The following is a 23979-nucleotide window of genomic DNA, read 5'->3' as shown; positions in this document are numbered from 1 at the left end:
CTTATTGTGCCTGGTAACCGGTAAGCTCCATGTAACCCACGCCGGAATGGCTTCCGGTGACGGAAACCGGGCTCTCCCAATACGGATAGAGCCCGGAATTCCGGTAATCCCCAGCCGGCGCGGAGACCTCAAGGTTCACGTCGAAACCCGGAAGGGTTATCTGCCAACGGCGCGGATATCCGGCTGGCTCGCCCACAGTGGTCAGCCCGATCTGTTCCGGACCCAGCGCCACCGGCTCGCCCGTGGCTGGAATCCAGGTACCCGAGCGGAACGCCTGTTGTGTTTCCCGAAGCTGGAACAGCATCAGCTTGTACCCCGAATCCAGATGCAGGGCAAACCAGTCCCAGCCCTGCTGTCCGGCTTTGAGAAACTGGCTGCTCCACTCCCGGTCGAACCACCCGGTACCCGCCACCGTCAAGGTGTCACCCTCAAGGGTGACCGTCCCCTCGATTTTCAGGTCTACCAGGCTGAAGTACATGGAGCCTTCGCCACTGGCGGATTTGGCGCTGAAACCGTCGTCACCATGAGCGACAGGATCACCTTGCGGCTGCAACAACAGATCATAGGACCAGTGTTCTGTAGCGACCGACAGCTGCCAGCCAACGTGTCCGCTCGCTGGCCTCAGGTGCCAGTGATCCAGCCAGACTGAAAAAGGTTGGGCGGTGGCCCCGGCATGCCCGACATCACCCCTGGCGAGCTTTTCGGCAAAGCGGTGCTGACCGTTGTAGCTCACCGCTGCATGAGCCATCCAGGCAGCCTCCAGAGGCCAGAGTGCCGGCTTCGGCGGTTCGGATTCAACGGACCTCGGGGTCAAGGCCTGCCGGAACTGCGTCCATTGCAGACCCAGCGGCCTGCCGTTTTCGGTTTCCAGATTCGCGGTGAGATACCACCATTCAATGCGGTGCTGGGGATGAGGGCCGAAATCGGCGGGGAAGGACAGCCGGTCTCCGGGCCCGGGCTGCAGGAACTGAATCTCATGCTCAGATTCCGCCACACCGGCAAGGCCTGCGAATCCGCTCGGCTCTTCTGCCCGATCACAGGCGGTGAGTAGCAGCGCCAGAAGTACGATAACGAAACGATTCATCGTTCCCCTCCCTGCAGCCCGTGGGCGGACTCCGGCGCCGAGGCCGGGCGACGCAGTTGCAGGCGCATCAGCAAAGCAATGCTGAGGCCGATGATCAGAGCCAACACGGCCAGCTCGATCCAGAACCCCGGGTACACCGCCATCGGCAGTGACCAGCCGAAAGCCAGCGGGTTGATGCGCTGGACCAGAATCCAGGTGAGCCACACGCCAAGCGGCAGTGCACAAACCAATACCGCAAAAATCAGCGCCAGGGAAACCCGGGTGAGCTGGGCCGCGGCCTGGCGTTGGGGCATACCCCAGACGATCAGCAGCCGGAAATACCAGGCGCGGGTAGAGAGGAAGACCCACACCATCAGCAACAACGCGGCGGCTGCCAGAATAAGCGTGAGGGTAGTCATGGCCCGGGTCAGCAGGAAGGTCTGGTCAAAAATATCAGTGGCCAGGGTCCGGATGGCCTGATTATCCCTCACTGTCAGTTGGGGGGTATGCCAAAGCCGGGCCAGTTGCGCCTCAACCACTTTGATCTCTTCGACGCCCGCGCTTATCGACAGGCTTCGAAAGCGGGCTTCAAAGTCCTCAGGCAAGAGACTCGCCAGCACCAGCACCTCACCGGAGGGCCGTCCGTAATCCGGATAAACGGCCAGCACCGGAGCCTGAAACCGACGGGCGCCAAGCCTGACAATGAGACGGTCGCCTACTGCAAGCTTTTGCCTTCTGGCCAACTGCTCATTGACCATTAGCCCCTTGCCCCGCGCCAACGCCTGCCAGGGCGTTTCTGTTTGCGCCAGCAAGCGCCAGTTTTGCACCAGGTGACTGACCGGCCCGAGGGCAAACACATCGACAGGCACCGGCTCACTGCCTGGTGCTGCCTGCACGCTGGCCCGCCCCCGAATCACCTGATGCCACGATTCCGGACTCACCAGCTCCGGCTGCGCCGTCAGCCAGCTTGCGGCAGCGGTGATATCCGCCCCTGGCGGTACTTCAATGTAGTAATCCGCTTCCAGCCGTTGCCCCAGCCACTGATCAAAGGTGTCCTCGAACGTGGTTACCAGGGCATGAACCGCCAGCACCAGTGCCAAGGCAAACTGCAGGGCCACCAGCGGTAGCGCCAGCCGACGCACCAGGACTGCGACTTCCTGTAGGCGCCAGCGAATCAGCGGATCCCCGGTGTTACGGGCCAGCCAGCGGACAACCCCGGCAATCGCCAGCGGGGCCAGCCAACCGGCAGCGAGAAAAACCAGTGCCACCGCCAGGAACAGCCAGATCAGAGTTGGTGCCCACAGAGATACTGCCAGCCCCAGGGCCAGTAGCAGCACATAAATTGCCGGTTGCACCCGAGTCAAGAGCGGCCCCGACGAGTCCCGAACGCCCGCCAGGCAAGCGGCCACGACCGCCGCCACCATGGTCAGGGTTGGCAGCCACCAGTCCTCCCCTCCACCGGCATAGAGCGGACGGTCGAACAGGCCTTCCAGGGCCTGCTCAAAGCCATCTGCCAAAACCAGTGACAGCGCCCGCCCCAACCAAACCCCGGGCAGTATGCACACCAACGCCAGCAGCAGGTTTTCCACCAGCAACAGGCGGCTGAGCTGGCTCCTGTTCACACCATAGCGATACAGCAAAGCCAGGCTTTCCCGACGTTGAGCCAGGCCCAGAAGGAACACACTGCGCAACAACAACGAGGTAATCAGCAGGACCAGCACTCCAAGCGCATCCAGGTTGAGCAGAAAACTGTCACCCAGCTCTGCCGTATCAGGCGCAACGGCGAATGCCTGATAGCGGTAGCCCGCCGGTGGTGGCGACTGACCGTCGGCTTGCGACACCAGCAGAACCAGGGCCGACGCCTCGGCTGAGGCCTGGACAGCGGCTTCGCTGATATCGACGAAGGGCTTGCCATCAAGTTCGCCCTGCCAGGGTGCTGGCGTGTGTTCCGGCTCGGCAAAGCAATGGGCCGCCAGCGGATCAATGCCCACCAGCCGGCCGCGCCCCGGTACCGGCACTTCCAGCCATGGCATCACGCACAGGCCCTGGCGTCGAAGCATGACAAAGTCCTGCACCGAGACCGGCTGGCCGTCCTCACGCACCACTTGCTGGCGCTCGGCGACAGCGCTCTCGCTCTGTTCAAGGCTGGCCCTGGCCTGGCTGGTGAGGTGATGTATTCCAGTCCAGAGCGCGGTGGCAAGCAGGATCATGGCGGCCAGCGCGGCCAGCTGCAGGGGGTGACGACGATAATGACTGAACAATGCGATGGGGGGAGACATTGGTCTTCAGGGCCCGCCCTGGTGCCCGAGGTCCAACTGATGAAGGCAACGGGCTGCCAGGTCCGCATCGTGGGTAGCCAGCACCAGCCCACAGCCATGTCGGGCCTGGAGTTCGAACAACTCATCGGCGACAGTCTCTGCCGTCCTCCGGTCCAGGCTACCGGTCGGCTCATCCGCCAGAATCAGTGCCGGCCGGGTAACAAATACCATGGCCAGCGCAGCCCGCTGGCGTTGGCCACCGGAAACCTGATCCGGATAACGCTGGCCCAGCTCACCAATGCCCAACCTCTGGAGCCAGTCGCCAGCGCTGGTGTCGTCCTGGCCAGCCAGGCGCGCTCGCAACCGGATATTATCCAGCAGGGACAGGGTCGGCATCAGGTTGGCATCCTGAAAGACCACGCCGAGTCGGCTCTGCCTCAATTTGCACCAGGCCCGCTCCAGAGCCTTGCCCATTGGCGCGCCATCCCCGGCTAAAGGCTGTCCCAACATAGCCAGCCGACCGGAACCGGGAGACTCCAGGCCACAGAGAATATTCAGCAGCGTGCTTTTCCCGGACCCGGACGGGCCGGTCAGCGCCAGCGACTCGCCTCGCCCCAGATGCACACTCAGTTCCTGCAACACAGTCACATGCTGGTCGCCGCTCTTGAACTGTTTGCTCAGGCCGGTGGCACTGATCAGGTTATCGGCCATGTTTTCTCCCGGTATTCAGTCGGCAGCCCCCAGAGGTTCTGCCGCACCGTTCCTGCGTTGGGCACGCCATTCCCGGAATTGCTCGACCCAGGACAACAGCGCTGGAATCACCAGCAGTACCAGGAAGGTGGACAGTCCCAAGCCAAAGGCAATCGACGTTGCCATAGGAATCAGGAACTGGGCCTGCAACGACGTTTCGAACAGCAGCGGTGTCAGCCCCCCAATAGTGGTCAGGGACGTCAGCAGAACCGCGCGAACCCGCTGCACGGCGGCCTCATTCAGGGCATCCGTGATGTCCAGCCCCTTCTGCCGTTGCTGGTTGTAGAAAGCCACCAGAATAATGGCGTTATTCACCACGATACCGGACAGGCCGAACAACCCGAACAGGGACAGTATGGTGAGCTGCAGCCCCATGATCCAGTGGCCCAGCAGGGCACCGACCAGGGCAAAGGGAATAATCGCCATGACGATCAGGGGCAGACTCCAGGATGCAAACACCCAGGCCAGCACCACATACATCAGGGCCAGGCCGATAAGCAGCCCCGTTTGCATGTCCGCCATGGTTTCGCGTTGATCGGCCGAGCGGCCCTCAAAGCTGTAGCGCACACCGTGACGACTGGCGATCTCCGGCAAAGGCCCGGACTGCAGGCTTTCAAGAATCTGGTCGGTGGTGGCAACCCGGGTATTCAGCGCCGAAGTGACCTCCACCGCCAGTTTGCCATCGGCATGGCGCAGGGCCTGGAATCCCTGGCGGTGATCCAGGTTCATCACCTGGGTCAGCGGTACAAAACGGCCATCGGGGATGCGGATGGTCATGCGCTCCAGGGTGGAATATTGCTCCCGTTGCGCCCTCGGCAACTGCACCCGGACTTCCACCTCATCGCGACCATCCTGGTAGATCTGGGCGATCCGGCCATCAAATGCCGCCCGCAACTGTCGGCCCAGATCCACAGTGGTCAGCCCCAGGGCCTCACCATAAGGGCTGACCTGATAGAGCAACTGTTCCCGGCCCCAGGGCATATCGTCTTCCACATCCAGCACGCCCGGCAGGGTATCCAGAGCCTGGGCCACTTCATCCGCCGCCCGCTTCAGGGCCTCGGCGTCATCACCGGTCAGTCGCACGTTGACATCTCGCCCGGGCGGGCCGGCCTGGCGTTCGTTGATATTCAGGGCATCAAGCCCGGCCGGTTGACTCATACGGCTGCGCCATTCCCGAATGAACTCGGCATTACGCACAGAACGGCTGTCTGAAGGCACCAGTTCCACCAGCATGGAGCCAAGCTCGTCATCGTTCCGGGAACTGCCCTCAGCCCCCTGGGTAGCACCGTAGGTAGTCACGGCATGGAGTACGAGCTCGCCACCCAGTGCCTCCTCCGTTTCCGTGAGTGAGCGCTGCATTTCCCGGATGAAGCGCGCCACCGTGTCCTTGTCCGTGCCCGCCACAAAGCTGGCATTGGCGTAGAACACCGATGGTTCCGGCGTCGGGAAGAAATTGAACCCAAGCCGTCCACCGGCCAGCAGGCCGACGGTGACAATAGCCAACGCCAGTGCCGAGGCTACGGTCATGCCCCGGTGCTTCAGGCTGTAGCGGGAGAACCGGCGGAAAGGGCCGTCGCGGAAGGTATCGAACCGTTGCTCAAATCCCCGGCGCAAACGGGCCACGGCGTGAGGGCGTCGCTCTGGCTGATTCTCGGAAACCTTGCGAACAAAGGCATGGCGAAGATGGGCTGGCAAGACCACAAAACACTCCAGCAGAGAGGCAATCAACACGCAGATCATCACCACCGGAATATCGCCCAGGATATTGCCTATTACACCTCCCACCACCAGCAGTGGCATGAACGCCGCCACCGTGGTCAGGGACGAAGCCAGTACTGGCCAGACCATACGCTTGGCAGCGCCTTCGGCGGCATAGATGGACTGCTCTCCCATACGGGCATGGGCGTCCGCGTCCTCCCCCACCACGATGGCATCGTCAACGATCACCCCCAGGGCCATGATCAGTGCAAACAGGGAAATCATGTTGATGGAGCCGCCGATCAGCCATAGCACCCCCAGGGCTGCGAGAAAGGCGGTGGGAATACCCACCGCCACCCAGGCGGCGACCCGCCCGGGAAGAAACAGGTAGAGCAGCCCCACCACCAGCACCAGACCACCCAGGCCGTTATTCACCAGCAAGGAAATCCGGTCTTCAATCAGCTGCCAGGTTTCGTCGTACACCTTGATTTTTACGGTGGCCGGCAAGGTCGGGCGGGTATCCGTCAGCCAGGACTCAAACACCCGCGCGGCGGTCAGGGAGTTGCCATTTTCCGCCCGCTGAAGCTGCAGCTCTACGGCGGACATGCCGTTGTTTTCCATGACCGTCTGGTTGTCCCGGGCTTCCTGGCGGATGATGGCTATGTCACCCAGTTGCATGCGGATGCGATCACCGCTGAGCACCGGAATGGTCTCGAAGGCCTGGGGGCTGCGTCGCTGTTCCACCGCCCGCAGCTCTCGGGTGGCATCCTCCTGAGCCATCATCCCCGCCGGCAGGTCACGGGACAGCGACGCCACCCGGTCGGCAATCTGTTCCAGCGACAGGCCCAGGGATTCCAGCCGCTCCACCGGCACATCAATACTGATCTGCTGCTCCGGCAGGCCCCGGAGCGTCACCCGGTCGATGCCCCGGTCCAGCAATTCATCCTCAAACCGGTACACGAGCTGGCGCAACTCGGCCCGGTCGACATCACCGTAAACCAGCAGCCGGGCCACCGGTTCGTACCGTTCTACCCTGGCCACCTGCGGTTCTTCGGCATCCGCCGGCAAGTTGTTGAACTCGTCCACCTGCTGGCGCACGTCGTCCACTGCCTGTATCGGGTCGGTGCCTTCATGGAATTCCAGGGTAATGGACGACACCCCCTGCGCCGACGTGGAGGTCATCTTCTTGAGGCCGTCGACGCTGCGCAGACGCTGCTCCAGCGGGTCGGTAATGCCGCGCTCCACATCCTCGGCCGACGCACCACTCCACACCACCCGCACGCTGACCACATCCAGGGCGAAAGTAGGGAAGAACTGGATATTCATGCGGCTCAGGGCCATTACGCCACCGAGCAACATCACCAGCATCACCAGATTGCCGGCTAACCGGTGATGGACAAAAAAGCCGATCACACCCTTTTTGCGACTCATGAGGCCGGTGCTCCCTCGCTATCCGCCAGCTTTACTTTCAGGCCGGTGATCGCATTGGGCAGGTGGGTGGTGATCAGGTGCATGCCCGGTTTCAGGTGTTCACTGGCGATCAACAACCGACGCTCACCGTTCTCGCTGAGTGCCTCGCCGACCCGTTGCACCGTCACCCGCTGCATGCGGTTATCATCAGTCATGATGTAAACACTGTCGGCCCCGTACAGTGCGCTGAAGGGTATGGCAATCAGGTTGTCCCTTGCTGGCCGCTGCAGCAGCAGTGGCTGCAAAGCCCCGGGCCGCAAGGCTCCCGATTCCCCGTTCAGCTCCAGCACCGCCTCGGTGCCGGCCGGATCAGACAGGCCAGCAAACCGGACCAGCTCAAAGCGCAGGCCGGAATCCTCGGCGGTAGCCGTTAGTGTTGCCCCCCCGGCCAGGGCATCCACCAACTCGCCGAGATACATCTGCGGCACCCGCGCCCGGACTTCCAGCCCCTGTATCGGATAGATGCTCAACAACGCCTGACTGCGGGATACCTGATCGCCAGCCGCCACTTGCAGGTTGGTGACCATACCGTCAAAAGGCGCTGTTGATACCGCCCGCTCACCGTCCAGTTCTGCCGTGCTCAGACTGGCCCGGGCCTGCGACAACCGGGCTTCCAGGCTTTGCAGCCGGGCCGGATGCTCAGCTATGGCCCGCTCCCGGGTACGAACGGTCAACTCCGCCCTGGCCAGCGCATCGGTGGCAGCCTCAAGGTTCTCGCGGGAGGCCAGGTTGCGCTCAACCAGCGACTGAATGCGCTCAAACTGGCGACGGGCGTTGTCCAGGATGGCCTTTTCACTCTCCAGGGATCGCTGATCGTTGCGGTATCGCACCTGTTCGGACCGCACCTGCGCCTCCAGGTCGGCGACCTGGGCCCGAGCCTGGGCAAGTACCGGTTCAATATCGGCGGAATCCAGCGCGACCAGCAAGTCACCTTCGCTCACCTGCTGCCCTTCCCGTACCGGTAACCGGTCAATACGCCCGGCCAGAGTGGCGGTGATGGTCTGCAGATCCGGCGCCACCACCTCACCATACAGAGGCAACACCGGGGTCGCTCGAGTGGGCTTGACCTTCTGCACCTGCACCAGCCAGCTACGCTCGGTGGCGGATACTTCCGCCGGTTCCGGCCGGGTTGCCTTCAAAAGCAGGAAGCCGGCAATACCGAGGGCGATCATTAACAGGGGTAGCAGTTTTCTGGACATGGACCGTCGATACTCTGATTAAATGAAGATGCGCGAAGGCAACGAATTTACTATACAATTTTCAACAGGTTCCGGATTACTCCGGCAGGTTTCCCGGCTTCAGGACCGACTCCGTTGGACGCCACTCACGATACTCTGATCAACGTCACCCTGCTGAACATCCTTCTGGTGTGTGCCGTTGTAGTGATACATAACGAAGTCCTGATCCGTTTGAGTAGCCTCTTGGGACGAATGCGGCAAAGCCACCACTTCCGCTTGATCGTCGCAGTGCTCGGCTGCCTTACCGCCCATGCTCTTCAGGTCTGGATATTTGCCACGGCCTTTTATTTCATGCACCACGCGGATGGCTGGGGCCAGTTGCTTGGCAATTTCAACGGCTCCATGCTGGACTGTACCTATTTTTCTTTCACAACCTTTACCACCCTCGGCTACGGCGATATTGAAGCCGTTGGCATGCTCCGTCATCTGACCGGCATCGAGGCCCTGACAGGGCTGGTCCTGATTACCTGGAGCGCCTCCTTCCTGTTCCTCGAAATGCAGCGCTACTGGCCAACCCGGTAGCAAATGACCCGGCGTCAAATCCACCGGCAACGCGCAAGTGTGTAGTACAGAAGCGGAACCACCAGAACCGTCAGCAAAGTGGACATGGCGAGGCCAAAGACCAACGATATCGCCAGGCCGTTAAAAATTGGATCGTTCAGGATAAAGTAAGCACCCACCATCGCTGAAATGGCCGTCAGAGCAATCGGTTTGATGCGGACTGCACCTGCCAGCACCACCGCTTCGTCCAGTTCTACGCCCTCCTCGATTAACTGTCGGATAAATACCACCAGCAGAATGGAATTGCGCACAATGATGCCGGCCAGGGCAATCATTCCGATCATGCTGGTGGCGGTGAATTCCCGCCCCAACAGGGCATGGCCGGGCATGATACCGATCATCGTCAGGGGAATGGGCGCCATGATCACCAACGGCAAAATATAGGAGCGGAACTGGGCCACCAGCAACACGAAGATCATGAAAACCCCCACGCTGTAGGCGGCCCCCATATCCCGAAACGTTTCGTAGGTGATCTGCCATTCGCCGTCCCATTTCAGGGTGCCTTTTTCCGGCAATGGGGGCTGATCAATGAAATACTGCTCCGGCGCCCACTCCTGTTGGTCCAGACGTTCAACCATCGCAAACATGCCATACAACGGTGAATCGATCTCGCCCGCCATATCCGCCGTCACGTAGGTCACCGGCAGCAAATCCTTGTGGTAGATCGCGCCCATCCAGTCGGCCTCGCGAACATCGGCAATACTCGCCAAAGGAAGCAGGTTGCCATCACGACTGCGCACGTTCAGGGATAACAATGCCGCGGGCTGGGCCTTGTCGCCTTCGCTCAGAATCACACGAATCGGAACCGGGTACTTGGCGTGGTCATCGTGCAGGAAACTGACACTGGTGCCGCCCAGGGCCGTCTGGAGGGCACCGACCACCTGGGCCTGGGACACGCCAAGCCGTGCCGCGCGGTCCCGATCCACAACCACTTCCCACTGTCGAGTAGGCGCCTCAAGCGTGGTATCGATATCCACCAGACCATCCACCCGGGTCATGCCCTCGGCCACTTGCCGGGCCAGTTCCGCCCGACGGTTTTCATCCACCGCGTAGATCTCCGCCACCACCGGTGACAATACCGGCGGACCGGGCGGCACCTCGACAATCTTGACGCTGGCGCCGTGCTGCTTACCGATCTCGGTCAACGGACCCCGGAGCGACTGGGCAATGGCATGAGACTGCCGTTCCCGGCGCTCCTCATGAATAAGATTGACCTGGATATCGCCGTGGTAAGGATCGCCACGCAGGTAGTATTGCCTGACCAGACCGTTGAAATTGATCGGCGACGCGGTACCGGCGTAGGTCTGCCAGTTGGCCACCTCATCCACCGTTTCCAGGTAGCTGCCCATTTCCATTAACACCCGCTGGGTCTGCTCCATGGGCGTTCGCTCGGGCATATCCACTACCACCTGCAACTCGGACTTGTTGTCGAACGGCAGCATTTTCAGGATCACCGCCTGGAACACCGGCAGCGAGGTGGCGGCCAGGGTCAGGCCCACCACGCCCAGCGCCAGCACACGACGCCGCCAGGGATGATCACCCAGGAACGGACCGAGCACCGTCCGGAAAATTCTCAGGGACACTGGGCTGACGCCATCGGCAGAGCTGGACGCCTCCTCGGCTTCGGCGGCCTGCTCACCCTTCTTGTGCTTGAGCAACCGGAAGGCCAGCCAGGGAGCCACCACGAAAGCAACGATTTGGGACAGCACCATCCCAGCCGAGGCGTTGATTGGAATCGGGCTCATGTAGGGCCCCATCAGGCCAGTCACAAACGCCATGGGCAGCAGCGCGGCCATGATGGTCAGGCTAGCCATAATGGTGGGGGTGCCCACCTCATCCACCGCCACCGGGATGATGTCCGTGATCGAACGGCGGGTGTTCTGGATGCGCCGGTTGATGTTCTCGGTGATCACGATGGCGTCATCCACCAGAATCCCGATGGAAAAGATCAGCGCAAACAGCGACACACGGTTCAGGGTAAAGCCCCAGGCCCAGGAAAATACCAACGTTAGCAGCAGTGTAATCAGTACCGAAATACCGACAATCAGGGCCTGGCGCCAGCCCATGGCCGCCAACACCAGCAGCATCACCGCCACGGTGGCGGACACCAGATCGGAGATCAGTTTCTGTGCCTTGTCGGAGGCGGTCACCCCGTAATCCCGGGTCACCAGCACCTCAATATCCGGTGGCAGGGCCCGGTTACGCAGCTCATCCAGCCGCTGCTCGATGGCAGTGGTGATGTCGATGGCGTTTTCGCCTGGCTTCTTGGCAATCGCCAGCGTCACCGCCGAATACACCTGGCCGGCCACGCCTGCTTTGTGCTCCGGGTGGGCCGGGCCGAAACCGACCATTACACTCTGGTCCGGCACCGTCCCGCCACGGCGCACTTGCGCCACATCATCCATGTAGACGGCCGCCCCATTGTGCATGCCCACCACCAGGGAACGGACATCCTCTACGGATTCCAGCAGCGTTCCGGCCTGTACCGGAATGGAGACGTTGTCGCGGGTTACCCGGGCTTCCTGGCTGGCCGCGTTGCCAGCATTGAGCGCATTCGCGATGTCCTCGGTAGTGAGGCCATACCCCGCCAACAACGCCGGATCAAAAACGATATCCACCCGGTCCGGTACGCCGCCGAGGGTATAGATGTCCCGGGTACCGGGCACGCGCTTGAGGGCCACTTCGAGCATGTACGCCAACCGGGTGAGTTCCTCCCCGGAATGGGTGTTGGTGGGATCAAACAGGGTCAGGCTCATCACCGGCACATCATCGATGCCCCGGGGCTTGATCAGGGGCTGGGAGGCACCCAGATCCGGGGGCAGCCAGTCCTGGTTGGAATACACCTGGTTATAGAGCCGAACCAGGGCTTCCTGCCGTGGAATACCCACCTCGAACTGCATCGTAATCACCGCCTGTCCCTGGCGAGATACGGAATAGACGTGTTCCACGCCCTTGATCTCACTCATCACCTGTTCGGCCGGCGTGGCAATCACACTTTCCACTTCGCGGGCACTGGCTCCCGGCAGCGCCACCATGATGTCGGCCATGGTGACATCAATCTGGGGTTCCTCTTCTTTTGGTGTGACAATCACCGACAGGATACCGAGGATGATCGCCAGAATGGCCAGCAGCGGGGTCAGGTGATTGTTCTGAAAGGCCCGGGCAATGACACCGGACGGGCCAACCGGGGGCAATTCCTGACTCATGGCCGCTTACTCCCCGCTTGCCGCTGAGGAACCGGGCATGGCCAGTGTTTCGCTGCCCACCAGAACCCCCGGATTGCTCACCACCTGTTCACCGGCACCGAGCCCCGACAACACCTCCAGCCGCTGACCATCGCGAACCCCGGGCCGAATCTGGCGTAGCCGTGGTTCGCCCTCAGGGTTAATCACGAACACGGCCCGCAGTTCACTGCGCTGAACCAGGGCAGACGCCGGAATCCACAGCGCCTCCCGGCTCGCCACCGGCACACTCACTTTCACCAGCATGCCCGGGAACAAGGCACCATTGGGTTCGTTGAGCTGAAGGCGCAGCCGGAAGGTATGGGTTTGCGGGTTGGCATAGGGATAGAAGGTCATCTCGCCGGTCTCCAGCACCCGGCCATCGGGCAGGGTCACGGTGGCCTGGCGCTGACTGCGTGCAACATCGGCGTATTTCTGGGGAAGGTCCACCACCACCCGCAGCTGTTCAAGGGACAGACCGCTGAGCAAAGGCTGGCCGGGGCTCACAGACTCACCAAGCTCGACATGCCGTTCGGTGAGAATGCCGCCATAGGGGGCGATAATACGAGTGTAGTCCAACTGCTTGCGTGCTTCGGCCACGGTCGCTTCCGCCCTTTCCACCCTGGCCTGGGCAGCGCCCAGATTATTGCGAGCCTGGTCGAATTCCTGCCGCGACACCAGGCCCCGTTCATGAATGGCTTCGATTCTTTGATACTGCTGACGGGCATCCTCCAATCCGGAACGGGCTTCCTGCAGTCCGGCTTCGGCCTGGTTGAGCCGGGCCTGCTGTTCGCTGTCTTCCAGGCGCACGATCAGATCATCGGCGGCAACGGAATCATCCACATCAAAGGGCAGCTCCACCACCGTACCGCTGGTCTGGGCGGATACGGTACTCTGCTGAACCGCTTCAATAACACCATCAAGATGGGCGGTTTCCTGCAGAGCCGCCCGTGTTACCGCCTGCGTTTCCAAGTCCTCAGCCGCTAAAGCAAAACTGATCAGCATCAGAAGCAGGATCCGGATCGCCTGAACACACTTGCCCATCTTCGTTATTCCTTTAGAGAATTACCTGATAACCAATTGTAGCATTACCCCTGACACCCTTCAGTCTAGTTGTTGTCCTTGCGAACCGGGCTTGATCAACGACAAAAAAACCCCGGATGGAGTGACCTCCACCCGGGGTATCAATGTCACCCGCCGGCTATGAGAAGCGGGTAACCGCCATAATCGTTTTTACCACCGGGCCGTAAGCGCTGCGCGCAATGTGCGCCCGGGCTCATTGACCCGGAACACCCCACTGTCGGCCAGGTTGTCCTTACTGACATGATACGCCCAGGTATTGTCGAACAGGTTATCCACTGCCCAGGTCAGGCTCAGATTGGCCATGAGCGGATGGGTTCCGGACAGGTTGAATACGCCGTATCCCGGTGAAGTGCTGGGGTCCAGTCCGGATTCCAGGTCTACCCGATCCTGGCGACGGGCCAGTTGCCATTCGGCCTCCAGGGTGTGGCCCTGGTAGTGCCAGCCCAGGGTCTGGATAAACTGGATGGGCGGAATCCGCGGCAGCGCCTTGTCGGCATCGCGGTTTTCGCCGCGCACCGAGGCCAGCTTGCTGGTGCTGCTCCAGGTACCGTTGGTCCATCCCAGCATGCCCTCTACGCCGAGCAGGCGGGCGCTGATATTTTCGTAGCGGGTATCCGTGGTGTTATTGGGATTGCGGATGTCAAAGCGGTAAACATAGTCATCCACCTGGTCTACCCAGACGGCCGGGCGCCAGCTCCACTCGCCCTGATTGCCGGGCAGGCTGACTTCCAGCTTGTGGTGTTTTTCGGTGTCCAGATCCGGGTTTCCAATCCAACTGCCTTTCATGGTCTTACGGGCAACGTAGCGCTCATTCACACTGGGGGAGCGCACGCTGTGGCTGGCCGTAACCTCAAGGGCCTGGACCGGAGAAAAACGCCACTCCCCGGTCAGGAAACCACTCACGTTGTCATCGTTGGCTTCGGTATCGTTTGCACCATAGGCCGAGGCGTAAAGTCCCGAAGGAGAGAACGTCATCATACCGCCGGCCATCGGAGTAAACGTCTGATCAGCACGGGTTGCATCCATTTCCACCCGGTCATAACGGATGCCGGCGCCGAGGCGGGCATTGGCGCGGATCTGGTGGAAAGCCTCCACAAACACACCTACCCGGTCACGCTCGACACCAGGCCACATCAAAGAGGCCTCGTGGTCGAGATTCATGCCGTTGTACATGGTGGCGTCCCACTCATTGCTTTCCACATCCACACCAAAGGCAATGTCTTTGGTGTAGTTGATGGTCTGATCCAGCACCAATCGGGCGCCCCGGGTACGGGTTTCCGAGTTGGTCTGCATTTTCATGGGCATACCCATATTTACCGGCGGCTCACGCAGGCTGAAATTATCCATCACGTGATCCACATCTGCCTGCCAGGCCATCAGGTTCCAGCCGCCGCTGGCGACCGGCGCTCCCAGCTCCAGCCGGTACAGGTCGGTATCCGTTTTCGGTGCATCCATACCCCGGCCGGGAAACTTTACATCCCGCTCTTCCTGGCGGCTGACCAGGCCCTTGATGTAAAAGCCATTATCAGCGGTCCAGGCGGCATCCACCCGGCCTTCAGAGTTTTTGTAGGCGCTGCGGACTTCGTTACCGTCGCCGTCTTCATAGTCGTCCGCTTCGTCGTAGCCGCCAGCGAGGCGGATAAACGTTTCCTTGTCACCGACCGCCACGCTGCCGTTAACCAGCTTGCCTTCGCCATTGTCGGCACCGCCGACGGTCAGGTGGCCGGTTGTGCGGTTGTCATCAGCAAATTCCGGGGCGGCGGTGGTGGCGACCACCTGGCCGCCGGCAATCGGGCCCCAGCGCAGGGTGCGGTTGCTGGTGCGCACTTCCAGCACCGGCGCCAGCGCCGTGCTCAAGCGGCTGGTGGGCGGATCCATCCGGCTCGGGCAGGCACCTTCCACCCGCATGCCATCAAGGAGAACCTCCACCCGTTCTTCATTCTGGCCACGGATCACCGGGTCCAGACCACGGCCCCCCATGCGTGACAGGGAAACCCCCGCATCGGAGGACAGTCGCTGCACCGGTTCAGTCTGAATGGCCGCGGCAGACAGCCGGGCGGCTTCGGCCGACTGACCTTCGGTCACCCGGATCAACATCGGGGCAGTGGTTTCAGACTGGGCATTGGCAAGAGGTGCGACAGCATAGCCGGCCATCACAAGGCTGATACAGCGAGCCAGATGGGTCTTTCTCATCATGGGGTGGCGGTCCTTGGAGCGTTTTGATCAGGTATTTTGCGAATTAGCCGGAATTGTATGTCGCTTCTTTTTCACTGGCTTGAGACACAATGCCGCACCCCCTTGGGGGTATCTCCGACGGGTAGAACGCCGGGCTTTGCAGCAGATTCACTTGCCAAATACCGCACCGCTGTGGTGCAATCAGTGCCCTTTTTTTGGGCGACCGCATTTTCTTGCGACCTTCAATACGCGTATTCCGAGGGCATGACACCATGACTGCAAAACTCGACGAAAAGCTCGAACCGATCTTCCAGGATGTTCTTCATCGCAACCCGGGTGAGAAGGAATTCCACCAGGCGGTTCACGAAGTGCTGGAAACCCTGGGGCCCGTGCTGGTGAAATACCCGGAGTTCGCGGACAAGAAGATTATCCAGCGCATCTGTGAACCCGAACGCCAGATTATCTTCCGAGTGCCCTGGCAGGATGATAGCGGTGAAATCCACATTAACCGCGCCTTCCGTGTCGAGTTCAACAGCGCCCTTGGCCCCTATAAAGGTGGCATGCGTTTTCACCCATCGGTGTACCTGGGCATCATCAAGTTCCTGGGCTTTGAACAGATCTTCAAGAACGCCCTGACGGGCCTGCCCATCGGGGGCGGTAAAGGCGGCAGCGACTTCGACCCGAAAGGCAAGTCTGACGACGAAATCATGCGTTTCTGCCAGAGCCTGATGACCGAACTGTACCGCCATCTGGGCGAGTACACCGACGTTCCCGCCGGCGACATCGGCGTCGGTGGCCGCGAGATCGGCTACCTGTTTGGCCAGTACAAGCGCATCACCAACCGTTATGAATCCGGCGTGTTCACCGGCAAGGGCCTGGACTGGGGCGGAAGCCGCGCCCGTACCGAAGCCACCGGTTACGGCACCGTGTTCTTCACCCACGAAATGCTCAAGGCCCGTGGTGACTCGCTGGAAGGCAAGACCGTGGTGGTTTCAGGCTCTGGCAACGTGGCCATCTATGCCATCGAAAAGTGCCACGAACTGGGCGCTAAAGTGATTGCCTGCTCTGACTCCCAGGGCATGATCGTGCATGAGAAAGGCATTGACCTGCAGACCGTCAAGCGCATCAAGGAAGTGGAGCGCCGCCGCATCAGCGCCTACACTGAGTACCATAAAGACGCCAAGTACGTGGAAGACGGCAACATCTGGAGCATTCCGTGTGATGTGGCCCTGCCTTGCGCCACCCAGAACGAGCTCAATGGCAGCGATGCCAAGATGCTGGTAGAAAATGGCTGTATCGCGGTTGCCGAAGGCGCCAACATGCCCACCACGCCGGAAGGCATCATCATCTTCCAGGACGCCAAGATAGCGTACGGCCCAGGCAAGGCCGCCAACGCCGGCGGTGTTGCCACTTCTGCCCTGGAAATGCAGCAGAACGCCAGCCGCGACTCCTGGACCTTCGATTACACCCAGAAGCGCCTTGAGGAAATCATGATCGATATCCACAAGAACTGTTACGAAACGGCCGCTGAGTTTGGCGCGCAGGGTAACTACGTGCTGGGTGCCAATATCAACGGCTTCATCCGTGTGGCCAAGGCCATGACCGCCATGGGCGTGATCTGATCGAGCCATGACCAGCCAGCAGCCTCACCAGACCGCAGACCGGGTGTCCACCGGGCTGCCCGGTCTGGATGAGGTGCTGGATGGCCTGCGAATCGGCGACAACGTTGTCTGGCGGGTCTCCGATCTGGACGACTACCGCCGATTCGTTCTTCCCTTCCTGGACGCTGCCGCCGACGCCGGCCGGCAGATCATCTACCTCCGCTTCGGCGAGCATCCCCCGATCATTGACCGGCACCCCGCGGTGCGCACCATCACCATTGATGCCCTCGGCGGCTTCGAAAGTTTTACCAGCCGGGTCTGGCACCTGATAGAACAGCATGGCCGCGGCGCCTTCTACGTGTGCGACAGCCTGAGTGAGCTACTGAACGCCTGGGCCACCGATGCCATGGTGGGAAATTTTTTCCGGGTGGTGTGTCCCTTCCTGTTCGAGCTGGATACTGTCGCCTGGTTCGCCCTGCACCCGGACCGACACTCCCGGATGACCCTGGACCGGATTCGCCAGACCACCCAGGTGATGATCGATGTGCACCGCCACGGCGAGGATGTGCAGATTCATCCCATCAAGGCCTGGCGCCGCCAGTCGCCGACCATGTTCCTGCCTCATCGGGAACAGGCTGGCCAGTTTCGGCCAATTACCGACAGCAGCGATGCCACCCGCTTACAGGCCTCGCTGGAATCCGAGCACCTGCATCGCCAACCCCTGCTGGATTACTGGGACAGACTGTTTCAGGAAGTCAGCCGGGCCATCTATGAACAGGACCAGGCCTGCATGTCCGATCTGCAGGAGCAGGTTCTGCAGGTTATGATCAGCCGGGACCCCCAGATTCTGGAACTGGCCCGCCGCTACCTGACCCTGGAAGATCTGCTCACCATCCGCAGCCGTCTGGTTGGCAGCGGTTACATTGGCGGCAAGGCCACGGGCATGCTGATCGCCAGAAACATCCTGCTGCAAGACGCCCCGGAACTCTGGCAGCCGAATCTGGAACCCCACGATTCCAGCTACCTGGGCACCGATGCCTACTATGCGTTTCTGGTCCACAATGGCCTGTGGCCGGCAATCATGCGACAACGCTCGCCAGAGGGTTATCTGAGTGAAGCACCCTCCCTGCGCCAGGCCATTCTGACCGGGCAGTTCCCGGCGGAAGTCCGCTCGGAACTGGAGCGCTTGCTCGACCACTACGGCCAGTACCCCATTCTAGTGCGCTCATCCAGCCTGCAGGAGGATGGCTTCGGCAACGCCTTCGCCGGCAAATACGATAGCGTATTCCTGATCAACCAGGGGGCGCCGGAACAGCGCCTGACAGAACTGGAAAACGCCATCCGCCAGGTCTACGCCTCGTCCATGAGCGAAGATGCTCTGGTGTACCGCAAACAACGGGGGCTGGACCAGCGCGAGGAGCCCATGGCTCTGCTGATCCAGCGGGTGAATGGCCGTTTCCACGGCCGCTACTATCTGCCCGATGCGGCCGGCGTTGGCGTATCCAGAAACACCTTTGCCTGGGACAGCAACATGGACCCAAAAGCGGGCATGGTGCGCCTGGTTATGGGGTTGGGCACCCGGGCCGTGGACCGAATTGAAGGCGACCACGCCTGCGTGATGGCGCTGGACCATCCCGCTCGGCAACCATTCCGCAATCCGGACGAACACTACCGGTTCTCCCAGCATCTGGTGGATCTGCTCGATCTGCAGGAAGGCCATCTGGAAACCCAGCCCCTGAGCCAGTTACTGGAAACCGTTAGCGACCTGCCCATGGCACACATGGGCGAGATCGACCGGGCCGCCAGTGCTCGGGCGGAACAGATTGGCCTACCAGGGCCAGTGTGGCGGCTCACCTTCCGGCCGCTGGTTCAGGCCAGCTCGTTTATTCAGCGGCTGTCATCTCTGTTATCTACCCTGGAGGCCGGCTATCAGCATCCCGTGGACGTCGAGTTCACCCTGCATATTGATGAACAGGGCGAACCCTCCTTCAATCTGGTTCAGTGCCGGCCACTGGCCACGATTGGTGAAACCGGTCCGGTCACACTGCCGGAACACCTGCCAGCAGAGCGGGAGATTTTCCGCACCCAGGGCCATTTCATGGGCGGCAACATCAATCTGGCGATCGAGCGGGTTATCCGTGTGGATGCAGCTGTTTACGCCAATCTCAATACCAACGAGCGTTACGAGGTGGCCCGCCGTGTCGGCGAGGTGGTGCGGGCATCCAGCGACAGCACCCTGCTGATCGGCCCCGGCCGCTGGGGCACCAGCAGCCCGGAACTGGGCGTACCGGTCAGGTTTGGCGACATCGCCGGAGTCAGTGCTTTGGTGGAGGTATCCGAAAACGCCGGCGACATGGTGCCGGATCTGTCCTACGGCTCTCATTTCTTTCAGGACCTGGTGGAAACCGGTATCGCCTATGTGGCGCTGTTTCCCGAATCCGGCCAGTGCCACTACCAGCCTGACCTTCTGCCCGGTGAAATCCCCCAGCCTGAGAACGCCAGTGACATTGAACGCGCCATCAGGGTGTATGTCATGGATCAGTCGCCCCTTCAGCTGGCCGGCGATGTGGTTCGCCAAGAACTGGTGTGCTACCGGCCGGTTGACCCGAAGCAATAGCCAAGCGTTTTTCGCGCCGGAACCGGCCGCACGCTGCTAGAATGCCCCCATGGAATGGCTGACACACTCACAGACCGGTTTTCGGCAGGCCGCCCGTTACCTTCTGGGCATGCGCCTGGCCATCATTGTTACCTTGCTGGTGGCCGTTGCCGTTGCCGAAACCACCATCACCCTTGCTCATCGGGCCGAGGCGCTGCTGCTATGCCTGCTGTACGGTGTACTGGCCACGTTCGGGTGGTTATGGTTCAGCCGGCGCCCGCCCGCCTCTGCGGTTTTTGTCAGCCTTACCCTGGCGGCCGATCTGGTGCTTATCGGGTTCTGGCTTTACCTCACCGGGGGCTACACCAACCCCCTGGTCTCGCTCCTGCTGCTGCCGATTGCGGTCGCCATCATCCTGGTGCCCGGGCGTCAGGGTATCGTCCTGACGGTATCCGGTATTCTGGTGTATACCGCCCTGGTGCTCTGGCACACGCCTGCCATTGAACACCAGCACCACGGCAGCGACCTGGCCCAGCTGCATCTGGTCGGCATGTGGGTAACCTTTGCCCTGACCGCCGCCATTCTGCTGCTGGTGGTGGGAACCCTGGCCCGCCAGCTGAGAGCACAGCAGTCCCAGCTTGGGCAGTTCCGGGAAGACCGGCTTCGGGACGAGCAGATAATTTCCCTGGGCCTGTCGGCCGCTGCCGTCGCCCATCGGCTTGGAACACCTCTGAACACCATGACGCTGTTGCTGGATGAAATTCGTTCTGCCACCGCGGGGCGGGGCGACGAACATCTGGAAGAGGACCTGGGCATGATGCAGCAACAGCTGGCACTGTGCAGTGGCCATCTGCAACAGCTGACCCAGGCCGCCATCGAAGCCCGCAACGCAAAACTGGAAAACCTGGCGGTATCCACCTGGCTCAAGCGGCTTCGGGAGTCTGCAACATTGCTCTGGCCCGCCGGGCCGATACGCTGGGCAGACGAGTGTCCTGAGGCAACGGTCGCGGTAGATGCCACCCTCGATCAGGCGGTACTGAACCTGCTCGCCAACGCCCTGACCGCCAGTCCGCAATGGGTCGCGGTCAGTTGCCGCAGCTCAGACAATGCACGGGTGGAGATTATCGTCGAAGACCACGGCGATGGTCTGGAAAGTGCCTTTGCCGGTGCGCCGGGCGAAGACGTGGTGGATTCCCGCAATGGTCTGGGTGTGGGGCTGTTTCTGTCCAACGCCACCATACAGCGACTGGGTGGCCACCTTCGTGCCCGGGTAAGCGACCAGGGCACCACCATGGTGATCGACCTTCCGGTGACTGACGAGCCTTCTACGGGGGTTATCTGAACATGACAGACGGCGAACGCTGGTTGCTGATTGATGATGATGAAACCTTTCTTCAGGTGCTGGGCCGCTCCCTATCGCGGCAAGGCGTAGAGAGCGTCACGGCCAGTAACCGCGAGGATGCGCTACGGGCACTTGATGAGTACCGCTTTAACCGCTGCGTGCTGGACCTCAATCTGGCGGGTGAAAGCGGCCTGCAATTACTGCCAGAGCTGCTGCAACACGATGACAATCTGGAGGTACTGGTACTGACCGGCTACGGCAGTATCGCCACGGCGGTGGAGGCCATGCGCCGTGGCGCCGCAAACTATCTGTGCAAACCGGTCACCGTCAGCCAGCTGATACAGGGCTTTGAACCCCTTGAGGGCGGCCCCGCACTCCGCCAGGAACCGCCCTCGGTGGAGGAAATGGAGTGGGAACATATCCAGCGGGTGCTGAATGAACACGAGGGCAATATATCGGCAACGGCCAGGGCTCTGAACATGCACCGCCGAACTCTGCAACGAAAACTCCAGAAGCATTCCCGCTGGCGACAGTGAATCTCCCAGCTGTCCTGAAACGGTAAAAATCTCACTTCGAATTGACGATGGTCAACTTCCTGAAACCAAGGTCGAATGCCTTCCAATCCCGGATACGGTAGCATCCCACGCAACCTCCCTTTGCAATAAACGGATAACAGGTACATGGCAAATACGGAGGTTGCGGGTAGCCATCATTGCTATACTCGCAAACAGTTCTCACATGGAGAGGAGGAAGCCGAAAGCCACCGATAACCGGAACACCTGATCTATGCCCAACACCCCGGATACCCCTCAGCCTGCCACGGATATCGACCCGAAACGACTGGCGCTGGTGGCCACCGCCACCCGCAACATGGCACTGATTCTGGACGCCAGTGGCTGCATCGAGTGGGTCAATCAGGCGTTTGAGAAGCACACTGGCTACTCGCTGGATTCGGTGCGCGGGAAACTGCCCAGCCAGGTTCTGGCCGGCCCGGACACGGATCCGGAGACGGTCAGCCGGATACACCGCCACCTGTTCCGGGGCGAGGCGTTTGAAGAAGACATCCTGCACTACACCGCCAACGGCGAACCTTACTGGGTACACACCTACTGCACACCCGTCGATGGAGAGGACGGCATTGAACCCGGCTTTGTGGTAATCCAGACCAACATCTCCGACCGGAAAAACAGCGAACGCGGCCTGCGCATCGCTGCCAGCGTCTTTGATCGCAGCCACGAGGCGATTGTCATCACCGATCACCTCAACCACATTATCGATGTAAACCCAGCGTTTTCCCGGATTACCGGCTACAGCCGTCAGGAAGTACTCGGCCTCAACCCTTCCATTCTGAGCTCTGGCCGCCATTCCCGGGAATACTACCGTTCCATGTGGCAGTCCATCGAAAAAACCGATCACTGGCGCGGAGAGGTGTGGAATCGCCGCAAAAACGGTGAGGAATATGTGGAACTGCTATCGATCAGCCGGGTGCACCTGGAAGAACCCGGCAAACATTATTATGTGGCGGCGTTCTCCGATATCACCGCCCTGAAGAATCACGCCAAAGAGCTCGACCGGGCCGCGAATTACGACGACCTCACCGGCCTGCCCAACCGCCAGCTTCTGGAAGAGCGGTTGCGATCCGCCAGGGCGCACGCGGACCGGCAGAAACGCTCACTCGCCATCTGCTATCTTGACCTGGACGGATTCAAGGGTATCAACGATGAACTCGGCCACGATTTCGGCGACGAGGCGCTCCGCATGGTGGCGGAACGGCTCACCCGAAGTCTCCGCAGCGGAGATACCGTCGCCCGAATCGGCGGCGATGAATTTGTTCTGCTGATTCAGAGCGATCATTCGGAGCCGCTGTATCAGCGTATCCTGAGCTCGGTCAGTGAGCCTTTCGACATGGCGGGTAAAGCGGTAAATCTGACCGCCAGCCTCGGCGTCACCCTGTACCCGGAGGATGATACCGACGCCGAAGGCCTGATCCGCCATGCCGACCAGGCCATGTATGCTGCCAAAGAGAAAGGCCGCAACCAGTTTTATATTTTCGATCCAGGCCAATATGCCTTCCGCAAGGAACGTCGGAACCTGCTGATGGAGATTTCCCGCGCCCTGGAGAACGAGGAATTAGCACTCTACTTCCAGCCACAACTGCGCATGGCCGACTGTCAGGTGATTGCCTTTGAGGCCCTGATTCGCTGGAACCACCCCGAAAAAGGACTGATTACCCCCGATGCCTTTCTGCCGGCGGCGGCCAACAGTCACCTGGAGATCTCCCTGGGCCAATGGGTGCTGAAAGAAGCGATTCACCAGATGAACCGATGGCGGGAAGCCGGCGAAGCTCTGGCAGTCAGCATCAATATCAGCGCGCCCCACCTGATGGACCGGAAGTTTGCGGACTACCTGGAAGGCTATCTGCAAAGCCATCCGGAAGTGAGCCCCGGGCAAATCACTCTGGAAGTGCTAGAATCCACGGCGCTGGAAGACACCAAACGCGCCAGCAATGTGCTGGCGCGCTGCCAGTCTCTGGGTCTGCAGGTGGCGCTGGACGACTTTGGCACCGGCTTTTCCTCGTTGACCTACCTGCGCACCCTGCCCGTGGACGTCATCAAGATTGACAAGAGTTTCGTCCGCAACATGCTTACCGACGCCAATGACCGTGCCATCGTCGAAAGCGTCATTTTCCTCGCACAGCGTTTTGACCACCCCGTAGTGGCCGAAGGGGTGGAAACGCTGGAGCACGCCACCGCACTGCGGGACATGGGCTGCAACCTGGTTCAGGGCTATGGCATCGCCCGGCCTATGCCGTCAGACGAAGTACTGGACTGGCTGGACAACTGGCGTCAGAGAAGCCACTCCAACAGGGACATTCGTGAACTGCAGACCGTTTCGGAGCAAGGTGAGGGCATCTGAACAGCAG

Annotated in this window: 14 protein-coding genes; 6 read left to right on the top strand and 8 right to left on the bottom strand. The window is 60.9% G+C overall.

Annotated elements, in window-relative coordinates; all coding sequences use genetic code 11:
• Position 1: 1 nt before the first annotated feature.
• The 5 genes from JIF53_RS17285 to JIF53_RS17265 are packed head-to-tail and all read right to left on the bottom strand — an operon-like array spanning position 2 to position 8438.
• The gene (locus JIF53_RS17285) at positions 2–1084 is read right to left on the bottom strand and encodes a lipocalin-like domain-containing protein (RefSeq protein ID WP_199453618.1); all 1083 of its coding nucleotides are present in this window, start codon (positions 1082–1084) and stop codon (positions 2–4) included.
• On the bottom strand, positions 1081–3342 hold the full coding sequence (locus JIF53_RS17280; RefSeq protein ID WP_199453616.1) for an ABC transporter permease: 2262 nt from the start codon (positions 3340–3342) through the stop codon (positions 1081–1083). The genes JIF53_RS17285 and JIF53_RS17280 overlap by 4 nt, the downstream gene beginning before the upstream one ends.
• A gap of 6 nt (positions 3343–3348) precedes the next feature.
• On the bottom strand, positions 3349–4032 hold the full coding sequence (locus JIF53_RS17275; protein ID WP_199453614.1) for an ABC transporter ATP-binding protein: 684 nt from the start codon (positions 4030–4032) through the stop codon (positions 3349–3351).
• Positions 4033–4047: 15 nt separating this feature from the next.
• Positions 4048–7200 carry an efflux RND transporter permease subunit gene (locus tag JIF53_RS17270; RefSeq protein WP_199453612.1) on the bottom strand — a complete coding sequence of 1051 codons (3153 nt, stop codon included), beginning with the start codon at positions 7198–7200 and terminating at the stop codon, positions 4048–4050.
• The gene (locus JIF53_RS17265) at positions 7197–8438 is read right to left on the bottom strand and encodes an efflux RND transporter periplasmic adaptor subunit (protein WP_199453610.1); all 1242 of its coding nucleotides are present in this window, start codon (positions 8436–8438) and stop codon (positions 7197–7199) included. Before JIF53_RS17265 ends, JIF53_RS17270 begins: the two co-directional genes overlap by 4 nt.
• Before the next feature lie 135 nt (positions 8439–8573).
• Between JIF53_RS17265 and JIF53_RS17260 the strand changes: the two genes are divergently transcribed.
• Positions 8574–8999, top strand: coding sequence for an ion channel (locus tag JIF53_RS17260; protein ID WP_031211080.1), 426 nt, complete (start codon positions 8574–8576; stop codon positions 8997–8999).
• A 14-nt stretch (positions 9000–9013) separates the two neighbouring features.
• Here the strand turns inward: JIF53_RS17260 and JIF53_RS17255 are convergent, their stop codons facing one another.
• The 3 genes from JIF53_RS17255 to JIF53_RS17245 all read right to left on the bottom strand — a co-directional run bounded on the left by JIF53_RS17255 (position 9014) and on the right by JIF53_RS17245 (position 15538).
• On the bottom strand, positions 9014–12244 hold the full coding sequence (locus tag JIF53_RS17255) for an efflux RND transporter permease subunit (RefSeq protein WP_199453608.1): 3231 nt from the start codon (positions 12242–12244) through the stop codon (positions 9014–9016).
• Between the two features lie 6 nt (positions 12245–12250).
• Complete coding sequence (locus JIF53_RS17250; RefSeq protein WP_199453606.1) at positions 12251–13303, bottom strand: efflux RND transporter periplasmic adaptor subunit; 1053 nt, start codon at positions 13301–13303, stop codon at positions 12251–12253.
• Positions 13304–13492: 189 nt separating this feature from the next.
• Entirely contained in the window at positions 13493–15538 is a 2046-nt protein-coding gene (locus JIF53_RS17245) for a TonB-dependent receptor domain-containing protein (RefSeq protein WP_199453604.1), read from the bottom strand.
• A 251-nt stretch (positions 15539–15789) separates the two neighbouring features.
• On the opposite strand from JIF53_RS17245, the gene gdhA reads away from it, so the two are divergent.
• The 5 genes from gdhA (at position 15790) to JIF53_RS17220 (ending at position 23972) form a co-directional block, all read left to right on the top strand.
• Positions 15790–17139, top strand: coding sequence for an NADP-specific glutamate dehydrogenase (gdhA, locus tag JIF53_RS17240; protein WP_041654459.1), 1350 nt, complete (start codon positions 15790–15792; stop codon positions 17137–17139).
• A gap of 7 nt (positions 17140–17146) precedes the next feature.
• Positions 17147–19735 carry a PEP/pyruvate-binding domain-containing protein gene (locus JIF53_RS17235; protein WP_199453602.1) on the top strand — a complete coding sequence of 863 codons (2589 nt, stop codon included), beginning with the start codon at positions 17147–17149 and terminating at the stop codon, positions 19733–19735.
• Between the two features lie 49 nt (positions 19736–19784).
• Positions 19785–21056 (top strand): sensor histidine kinase, encoded by a 1272-nt coding sequence (locus JIF53_RS17230; RefSeq protein ID WP_199453600.1) that lies wholly within the window; start codon positions 19785–19787, stop codon positions 21054–21056.
• 2 nt (positions 21057–21058) lie between these two features.
• Positions 21059–21592: a response regulator transcription factor gene (locus JIF53_RS17225; RefSeq protein ID WP_199453598.1), complete on the top strand. Its 534-nt coding sequence runs from the start codon at positions 21059–21061 to the stop codon at positions 21590–21592.
• Positions 21593–21842: 250 nt separating this feature from the next.
• On the top strand, positions 21843–23972 hold the full coding sequence (locus JIF53_RS17220; RefSeq protein ID WP_199453596.1) for a putative bifunctional diguanylate cyclase/phosphodiesterase: 2130 nt from the start codon (positions 21843–21845) through the stop codon (positions 23970–23972).
• Positions 23973–23979: the final 7 nt, after the last annotated feature.

Source organism: Marinobacter sp. bablab_jr008 (assembly GCF_016464145.1).
Classification (GTDB): domain Bacteria; phylum Pseudomonadota; class Gammaproteobacteria; order Pseudomonadales; family Oleiphilaceae; genus Marinobacter; species Marinobacter nauticus.
The sequence above is the reverse complement of the archived record's forward strand: the minus strand, read 5'-3'. Positions and strand labels throughout refer to the sequence as shown.

Excerpts from the sequence above, each read along its gene's own strand:
- JIF53_RS17285 (WP_199453618.1), bottom strand. The coding sequence starts at position 1,084 with ATGAATCGTTTCGTTATCGTACTTCTGGCGCTGCTACTCACCGCCTGT.
- JIF53_RS17230 (WP_199453600.1), top strand. The coding sequence starts at position 19,785 with ATGGAATGGCTGACACACTCACAGACCGGTTTTCGGCAGGCCGCCCGT.
- gdhA (WP_041654459.1), top strand. The coding sequence starts at position 15,790 with ATGACTGCAAAACTCGACGAAAAGCTCGAACCGATCTTCCAGGATGTT.
- JIF53_RS17280 (WP_199453616.1), bottom strand. The coding sequence starts at position 3,342 with ATGTCTCCCCCCATCGCATTGTTCAGTCATTATCGTCGTCACCCCCTG.
- JIF53_RS17235 (WP_199453602.1), top strand. The coding sequence starts at position 17,147 with ATGACCAGCCAGCAGCCTCACCAGACCGCAGACCGGGTGTCCACCGGG.
- JIF53_RS17250 (WP_199453606.1), bottom strand. The coding sequence starts at position 13,303 with ATGGGCAAGTGTGTTCAGGCGATCCGGATCCTGCTTCTGATGCTGATC.
- JIF53_RS17255 (WP_199453608.1), bottom strand. The coding sequence starts at position 12,244 with ATGAGTCAGGAATTGCCCCCGGTTGGCCCGTCCGGTGTCATTGCCCGG.
- JIF53_RS17275 (WP_199453614.1), bottom strand. The coding sequence starts at position 4,032 with ATGGCCGATAACCTGATCAGTGCCACCGGCCTGAGCAAACAGTTCAAG.
- JIF53_RS17220 (WP_199453596.1), top strand. The coding sequence starts at position 21,843 with ATGCCCAACACCCCGGATACCCCTCAGCCTGCCACGGATATCGACCCG.
- JIF53_RS17265 (WP_199453610.1), bottom strand. The coding sequence starts at position 8,438 with ATGTCCAGAAAACTGCTACCCCTGTTAATGATCGCCCTCGGTATTGCC.
- JIF53_RS17225 (WP_199453598.1), top strand. The coding sequence starts at position 21,059 with ATGACAGACGGCGAACGCTGGTTGCTGATTGATGATGATGAAACCTTT.
- JIF53_RS17270 (WP_199453612.1), bottom strand. The coding sequence starts at position 7,200 with ATGAGTCGCAAAAAGGGTGTGATCGGCTTTTTTGTCCATCACCGGTTA.
- JIF53_RS17245 (WP_199453604.1), bottom strand. The coding sequence starts at position 15,538 with ATGATGAGAAAGACCCATCTGGCTCGCTGTATCAGCCTTGTGATGGCC.